Below are 7376 nucleotides of genomic sequence, written 5' to 3'. Positions count from 1 at the left end.
CTTACAGAATGGGATGCAGAACTGAATCAGTTACACGAGCGCAACGGCGATTTAGGGCTGAAGGTGCAGATGCTGGAGCAAGAACTCAAGGAAGCGCGGCGCTCACGGGAAGCAAGTAAAAACTCGGCTCCGACCGTCGCAGAATTTCCAGAGCCGGCCGACTTGCTCAACCAACTCAAGGCACGGCGTAAAAAGTCTAGGGCGGACTTGGCAGACGTGGAGGCAATTTTAGAAATACTCCTGTCCTGACCGATCGCCCTGATGTGGGGTGAGGTTAAAACAAAAAGTGGTATATACCGCAGTGGTGCATATACCACTCATATATACCACTGCCTATAAAACTGCACATTTGGCTAAAGAAGCGGAAAGCGTCAAAGCCTTGTGGAGTAAGGGATGTACGGAGAGGGTGGGATTTGAACCCACGTTAAAGTTGCCTTTAAAATAGATTTCGAGTCTACCGCATTCAACCGCTCTGCCACCTCTCCAATTGATTTGAGATGTGAGCTAAAAGTATTTTACCGCACAGTGCGCCACATTGTAAATCTTTACAGAAAAGAAGTTTGATTTTCTTCAGATTCCAGAGTGGTCTTAAATCCCGCTGATGGGGTCCACTGGAGGGCTCCGTCGCGCCCTGTCCAGAATATTTGGGTTTTGCTTTGGCGCAGTTGGGCGGCGGTTTCTGGGTCGATTTCGTTAGCAGATGCGATCGCCACTTTGGGTTCCACTGCGCTTAATAACTCAGCCGTCAGGGTTTTTCCCGACCACCACAGCACTTGAGCCGGCTTCAAGGTTCCCGTGGCTGCCAATTTTTTTTGCGCTTCCGGTGTCATGTCACCGACGAGCAACCAAGTTCGATTGCCCGCGAGCAATTCTACCACCGGAATCTCCGCATTCACTAACTGCAACCGCGTCGAACCCAGATCGACTGTACTGTTAGTTTCTAACGGAAAGTAAACGCCTTGGCGAGATTGCACAGCCGTTATAAATTCCTGATTGCTGCCACGATGAATTTGTTTGGGAGCATTGTTATCATAAAATGTTTTAATTGGCAAGCGTTCTAGTAATTTTCCCCAACCGCCGCTCAAACCTAAATGACCGTGAGTGGCGATCGCAAAATTCACAGAATTAACTCCTTGCTGCTGCAAAAAAGGTAACACTGTAAACCTTACGGTATTTTCATCACCGCTATTAATTAGCGCTACTTTTCCCCCCTCTTGAATTACCAAAACAGGCTCACCAGATGTCGCGAGCAAAGTAACTTGAAATAAAGATGCTTGAACGTGCCAAGCTGGCAAAACTATGATACCCATTGCCGCCGCAACCGCCAGCGGTAAAATCCAAGCCGAAGAAAAAACAGGCAGCGTAATAACTCTACTTTTCCCCTTCTTCTCTCTCCCCTTAGACGGTTTTTTCCATCGGACTTGTTCGTTGTTAGTTGTTCCTTGTTCCTTGTTCCTTCCATCCTTTAAATCCCGTACACTGCTCGTTGCCGAACTTCTTCCCCCGAGCCAAACCCAGCAAATTAAACTGTAAAGCGCAATTAGCTGAAACACCGATACTTGACCGACAGCTACCGAATTACCTGGTAATTGCGAGAAATATTCGGCGATCGCAATTAACCCTTTTGCCGGATAATCCAGCAGTTGCGCTAAAACACTGCCAGCCGGGGGAAAAATCAATCCAGCTAAAGCGCTAATCATCCCCCCAATACTCAAAATCCACAGCAAAGGAGCAGCAATAATATTGACTAAAATGCTGTAAGGTGATACCACACTAAAAACGTAAAGTAGCAGCGGCAGCACCCAAACAGAAGCGGCGATTGGAACTACAACAATTGAAGCGATCGCGGGCGGCATCCAGTCCAACTTGGCCATCAGCGGGGGCGTTGTCACTATTAACCCCAAAGTCGCCAAAAAACTCAGTTGAAAACCTAAATCCCAAATCCACAAAGGGTTAACCAGCAGTAAAATAGTAGCAGCGATTAACAGCAATCCCAGCGGCTTAACTTGGCGGTTCAACAGCAAAGCAAATAGTGTTCCAAATCCCATCAAAGCGGCGCGGCATACTGAAGCTTCAAAGCCCGTTAACGCCACGAGCAAAAATAAAGCACCGACGCCAAAGCTAAATTGCAATTGTTTGGAAAAATGCCTGGTTAAAGCTAGAACTAAAGCCAAAACCATCGAAACTTGAGTGCCGGAAGCTGCGATCGCGTGGGCTAATCCAGCTTGCACAAAAGAGTCGCGGATGTTGTAAGGTAAATCGACTGCTTGTTTGCCGAGGGCGATCGCACCGATCAAGGGCCCTTCGGGAACATTCAACTGCGATAGTTGCGATCGCACGATCCGCTGCCGCATCGCTTGAATTGGAGATGGGCGCATCGCGCTGGGCTCCCAGAAAGCATCCGCTTGGTTGTTAACTCGATTTACATCCGCGATCGCATTTTCTCTCCTCCAGTCAATTTGACGCCCTTTGAGCCCTGCAAAAGCTCCTTCTCTGGCTAAATATGCTTGAAAATCAAAAGCCCCCGGATTCGACGGCGGCTGCGGTTTGTACAAGGAACCTACAACTGCGATCGTATTGTCGGCGTACAAACCTGTTGCTTGCAGCAGCGGCACTGTAACGTAGAGTTTGCCGGATACTGGGCGGTTTACAACTACTCCTCCCTCGCCGCCGTTGATTTCGCTAACTAAATCTGTTGCTAGCCAAAATTGCGATCGACCCGATCGAGTCAATCGGGGCGTACTGACCACTCTACCGCGAACTGTCACCACCACTTCTTGAGTGTTCCCGCCAGCCGGAATCAGTTTGCTGATGTCATTAATTGCCGGTTGGGGCGATCGAACTGCAAAATAAACGCTAGCTAAAAATGCCACCAAACCCGCCACTGCCCACACCCATTTCGCTCTCGGCAGCCTTGACAACAAACTCAATTCTTCCCTGGCATCTAAGGGTTCTTCAATAGCATTTTCTTTTTGTCTTCTGCGTCTTTTTTTAGTAACTTTGACCGAATTTTTAGTAAATTTTCGCAACAAGTTCGGCAGGGCGATCGCCACCGCTATTCCCAAAGCAAGTATCCCATATCTACCCCAAGGAACCGCTGTAGAAATCAATCCCAAAATGTAAGCTAGACAGACAATGACACCCGTTGCTTGATTCATTAATTAGTAATGAGCGAGAGGGAATATTTCAGGGAAATCGATGCCGAACTTATGCACTCCTTACCAAATAAACCGGGTTTTTCAACCGGAGTAAAAAGCTAAATGCCGTGAATTAGGGTAAAAAAAACCCGGTTTCTGGCTACTCGTGCGTAAGTTATAGCAAAATTTCTTTCCTTACATTCTTTCCCTTCCTCTTCCTCTTCTAAATAGACAGGCCCAATTTTAAACCGAAAGCCGCGTGTAGCACCATAAGTGCAAGAGCCGTCGTGCCTAAATAAGCGTGAACCGCGCGCAGTGCTAGCTTATTGCCCCCAAAACCCGTCAGCGAAATCAAGCTGCCAACAGCCAGCAAAACCAGCACTGCCGAACCCGTCCAAAAATGCGGACTTTCCATGACTGGCTGGTGCTGCATCACCAGCGACAGCAAGCCGCCTGTATAGCCCAAAGCTAGAAACAGAAACATCCACGGTGCAAGCTTGCGGTGATCCGAGCGACTTTTGAGTTCGACATCTTTATCAGCGGCCAAACGTCCCTGCCATCCCGTATACCCGACAAAACTGCCCATCGCCGCCACCACGATCCCCATCATTACAGGGTGTCCCCAATGGGTAATTGGTTCGGGAATTCCTAGACTGCGAAATTGACTGGCGATGGGTTCTAGAAGTTCGCTTAAATTGACCATTTGATGCTGATGCCAAACTTGGCGATAAATATTTTCGGACTAATCATTAAAATATTATAAAATATTAGTGTAGCAACCGATCTCGCGCACTTCAAAGAGCCGTTTAACCTGAGGGCCAAACATTGCCCAGAAGCCTAGATATACGCAAAACTTAGCCGGCTAAAGCCGGCTGTGAGATTTTTACAGCAGTGATGCTGCTTGAAGTTAATTGTTAGCTCGATCAGCTAAATCGAAGAGCAAAAATAAACGCAATTCGCCCGCACGTTACACTCCGGGGGCTACCTTTCGCCCAATCTTCACAGCCTCATCCTCACTCTGGATGTTAAATTTTACCTGCCTGCTCAAAGTTAATTTCAATTCCTTGACTTTTGAATGCCAAAGTGAGAAATTAACATAGCAGCCGACGAGCCTTCGCACTTCTACATTTTGCTAATCGCTCTCAAGGGAGAATCAACTGCTGAAAAAAAAACTAGAGGTTCCAAGTTTGAGACTTTTGGCATAAAGTATGCCGTCTGCCCGGGCCCACTTCAAAAGGCTGAGCGCTCAACCGTCTGAAGGCACCCTGAAAGCACCCTTGTCTGTTGAGCAGCCATCGCTGTGCACCTAAATGAATCCTCTCAACTAACTCGCTGGGGATTCGGTTGTAGCAGACAAGCAGTGACTTTCTTGCGTCGCCTTCAAAAGGAACCGTGCAATCGCTCGCACTCACTGCGCCGTCGCTAAAGTAGCTTCCGAAGGTTGGATTTGATACTTTACGAGATTTGCCAGTTCTTGTAACTGATTAATAGCTTCTGCACCTTCTAGTTTCATTAGTTCGCGGTCGTCCCGCATCTCAGTCCAAGTGATACCGTAATCTGACACTAAAAATCGAATCAGATGGTTGTCCGTCAAACTGACCATAAATGAGGCACTGTTCATCTGACCCCCGCAAGTGTAGCAGGATGCCAGATAACCCCGATGCTCTAGCACGATCGCTAAAGCTTGGAGGTTCATTACCAAATCTTGAACGAATTTACGGTGTTGTTCTGCAAGTCTCAGAAACACAGTTCTCCTCCTATCACCACACCGTGTATTTTACATCCCATTTAATAATTTCTTAATAAGTGGGTATTTAGGTGCTGGTTCAGTATACGTTTAGTATGCTCAAAAAAAATCGGATTAGCGACCTCTTCAGCTTACCTATACTAGATTAACCCAGTTGCGCTCGAAACGAAGTATCAGCAGCGACATTCAGCCAAAACACTCTCTCGTCCGGGACTCCAGCCTGAAAATTTGCCTGATGTCACGGCTGATTCAGCCGTCACAGAGGCCAAAGATACAAATAACTAATGATAGCAATGAAATTAGTTAAGTATAAGAGTTCAATCGCCCTGGGGATACTCCTCCCAAAGCGTCGTCGTCTGCCGCAAGCTCCGAAAATCGCCATTCCCCAAAATCAAGTGATCCAGCAGCGGAATCGACAAAAACTGCGCTCCCGCCAGCAACTGTCGCGTCAAAGCAATATCCTCCGGGCTTGGCTCCACAATCCCCGAGGGGTGATTGTGCGAGATAATCGCCCGCGTCGCCCCCTGGCGGATCACCTCGCGAAAAATATCCCGTGGGTGAGCCAAAGTTTCCGTTGCTGTGCCTATCGTAATTATCTGAGTACCCAGCAGCCGGTTTTTCACATCCAGCAGCACCACAGCAAAACGTTCCTGAGACTGCCACATCAAATCCTGACTCAGGGCATCCGCCGCCGCTTGCGGAGAGTCAACCACAGCCATTTCCGGCGGCCGCGACTGAAACACCCGCTTCCCCAACTCCACCGCAGCCAAAATCGAAGTCGCCTTGGCCGGACCAATCCCGTGAATCTGCGTCAACTCCTGAACGCCAATACTGCGCAGCACAGCCAGAGGATCGCGGGAATGCAAACTCAACTGATTTAAAATATACTGTCCGAGCCCGACGGCGGAAAGTTTGCCTGGTCCCTGACCGGTACCCAGCAGAATCGCAATCAATTCCGCAGTTGCCAAACTTTTCGGGCCACCTGCCATCAGTCGCTCCCGCGGCCGTTCACTCGTTGGCAAATCGACAATTCTCAAGCTGTAAGTCATAGCTGCACCAGCACCGAAAGCTCAACAATAATTACATGATTTTAGCCGATCGATTTGCGTTCTTCAATTGGTACAATCACCGAAAAAAGCCTTCATCATTAACCGCTCGTTCGAGTGGGCATCCCGCGAGGGATATTCTCCGCGCTAATTTGGACAAAATCACATATATTTTTAATATTATGGTTAGGAAATCAGGCGAGTAGAACTCGCACAAAAGCGTGTTATCTCCCTAGCGAGTTGATTTACCTTCACGGCGACTAATTAGTTTTCGATTCACCAACTAATTAGTCGCCGTGAATATAGTAGAAAGCAGAACCCGCGGCGGGATTAGCATCTCACTAATGCCGGAACTACGGTAGGTAGACATCTAGGGAGAAAACAAAATGAAATTCACTCAGCAAGAAATTCAGTCCACAGGCGATCGCAACCTTAGCTTTTACTAGGGTGGGATCAATAGCCTTCGGTTATTTCCCCGCTCAGATGTCGCCGCCCTCGTCCCAACTTGGAACCAGGTCAATCGATTTTCGATTTTCGATTTTCGATTTTCGATTTTCGATTGATTCCACGGATAAATCCGGGGGCTTGAGGATTTTCGATTTTCGATTTTGGATTGATTCCACGGATAAATCCAGGGGCTTGAGGATTTTCGATTTTCGATTTTGGATTGATTTCACGGATAAATCCGGGGGCTTGTACCATCAAGAAATTCTTGCTCAAAAAAACCGAGCAATCTTATACAATTAAATGTCAAAAAGGACAGTATGAATCTAAGAAGACCACATCTTTTGATGAGATAAATCCCTAGTGACATCAAAAGGTAAGAAGAAGTTAATACAAGTTAAATAATAATTAATTTATTCGGGATCTATAGGAGGAGGATTATTTAAACTTGTTGGCTGGTTCGATGTGAGACAACTGTATAGTCATGCACATCGAACAAATAGCCAACCACAATTGAAAATCACTAATTTCTCCAGAATCTGCGCCGGCATTGAGATTTGATAATACCATTGATTGGATTGCAGCACTGAGAGCGCCCAAAATTAGAGAGTTAACGACAAACAGTAGGGGTGCGGAATGTGGATTAAAAAAACTTGGTCTCTCGCCCTCCAGGTTCAAGTCCTGGTAAAATTCTTTGTAACGCTGCCAGAAAAGTGAGGTGCGCCCTCAGCACCCTAAGTTCAGCACAAAGGTTCGCTGACCCTAAATTCGGCCAATTCAGTTGAGGCCAGCAGCCCCGAGGAAACTGCTTGCGGCGGCTTACCTGCTGTAACCCCAACCAAAAGGAACGAAACTGCCATCAACCCGCCGTACAAGACAGTCGCCCGCTTGCGAGTTCCCAGTCCCACCCATTGAGGATTTAGCAGACCCAGACAGAAAGCCGGGGTTGAAAACATGAATGTTAATACAAACAAGCTGGACATAAGGCACCTCCGACTCGCC

General features: G+C 47.5%; 8 protein-coding genes and 1 tRNA gene. 1 reads left to right on the top strand and 8 read right to left on the bottom strand.

Annotated features, from left to right (window positions below):
• Positions 1-249, top strand: a 249-nt coding sequence (locus QUB56_RS30835; RefSeq protein ID WP_332960158.1) for a flagellar alpha dynein, incomplete at its 5' end; no start/stop codon positions are given.
• A gap of 149 nt (positions 250-398) precedes the next feature.
• Here QUB56_RS30835 and QUB56_RS30830 read toward each other — a convergent pair.
• The 8 genes from QUB56_RS30830 to QUB56_RS30795 form a co-directional block, all read right to left on the bottom strand.
• A tRNA-Ser gene (locus tag QUB56_RS30830) sits at positions 399-485 on the bottom strand.
• A gap of 60 nt (positions 486-545) precedes the next feature.
• A complete protein-coding gene (locus tag QUB56_RS30825; RefSeq protein WP_332960157.1) occupies positions 546-3158 on the bottom strand; it encodes a ComEC/Rec2 family competence protein in 2613 nt (870 codons plus the stop codon).
• A 202-nt stretch (positions 3159-3360) separates the two neighbouring features.
• Positions 3361-3840 carry a DUF4079 domain-containing protein gene (locus QUB56_RS30820; RefSeq protein WP_332960156.1) on the bottom strand — a complete coding sequence of 160 codons (480 nt, stop codon included), beginning with the start codon at positions 3838-3840 and terminating at the stop codon, positions 3361-3363.
• A gap of 705 nt (positions 3841-4545) precedes the next feature.
• Positions 4546-4884 (bottom strand): DUF1815 family protein, encoded by a 339-nt coding sequence (locus QUB56_RS30815; RefSeq protein ID WP_015176985.1) that lies wholly within the window; start codon positions 4882-4884, stop codon positions 4546-4548.
• A 317-nt stretch (positions 4885-5201) separates the two neighbouring features.
• On the bottom strand, positions 5202-5933 hold the full coding sequence (gene radC, locus QUB56_RS30810) for a RadC family protein (RefSeq protein ID WP_332960155.1): 732 nt from the start codon (positions 5931-5933) through the stop codon (positions 5202-5204).
• Positions 5934-6446: 513 nt separating this feature from the next.
• The gene (locus tag QUB56_RS30805; protein ID WP_332960154.1) at positions 6447-6632 is read right to left on the bottom strand and encodes a hypothetical protein; all 186 of its coding nucleotides are present in this window, start codon (positions 6630-6632) and stop codon (positions 6447-6449) included.
• Between the two features lie 180 nt (positions 6633-6812).
• Entirely contained in the window at positions 6813-6944 is a 132-nt protein-coding gene (locus QUB56_RS30800; RefSeq protein WP_332960153.1) for a hypothetical protein, read from the bottom strand.
• Between the two features lie 170 nt (positions 6945-7114).
• Positions 7115-7357, bottom strand: a complete 243-nt coding sequence (locus QUB56_RS30795; protein ID WP_332960152.1) for a hypothetical protein — start codon at positions 7355-7357, stop codon at positions 7115-7117.
• Positions 7358-7376 lie beyond the last annotated feature (19 nt).

This window comes from Microcoleus sp. AR_TQ3_B6 (assembly GCF_036702785.1).
Classification (GTDB): domain Bacteria; phylum Cyanobacteriota; class Cyanobacteriia; order Cyanobacteriales; family Microcoleaceae; genus Microcoleus.
Note: the sequence above shows the minus strand (reverse complement) of the source record. Positions and strands in the feature narration are given on the sequence as shown.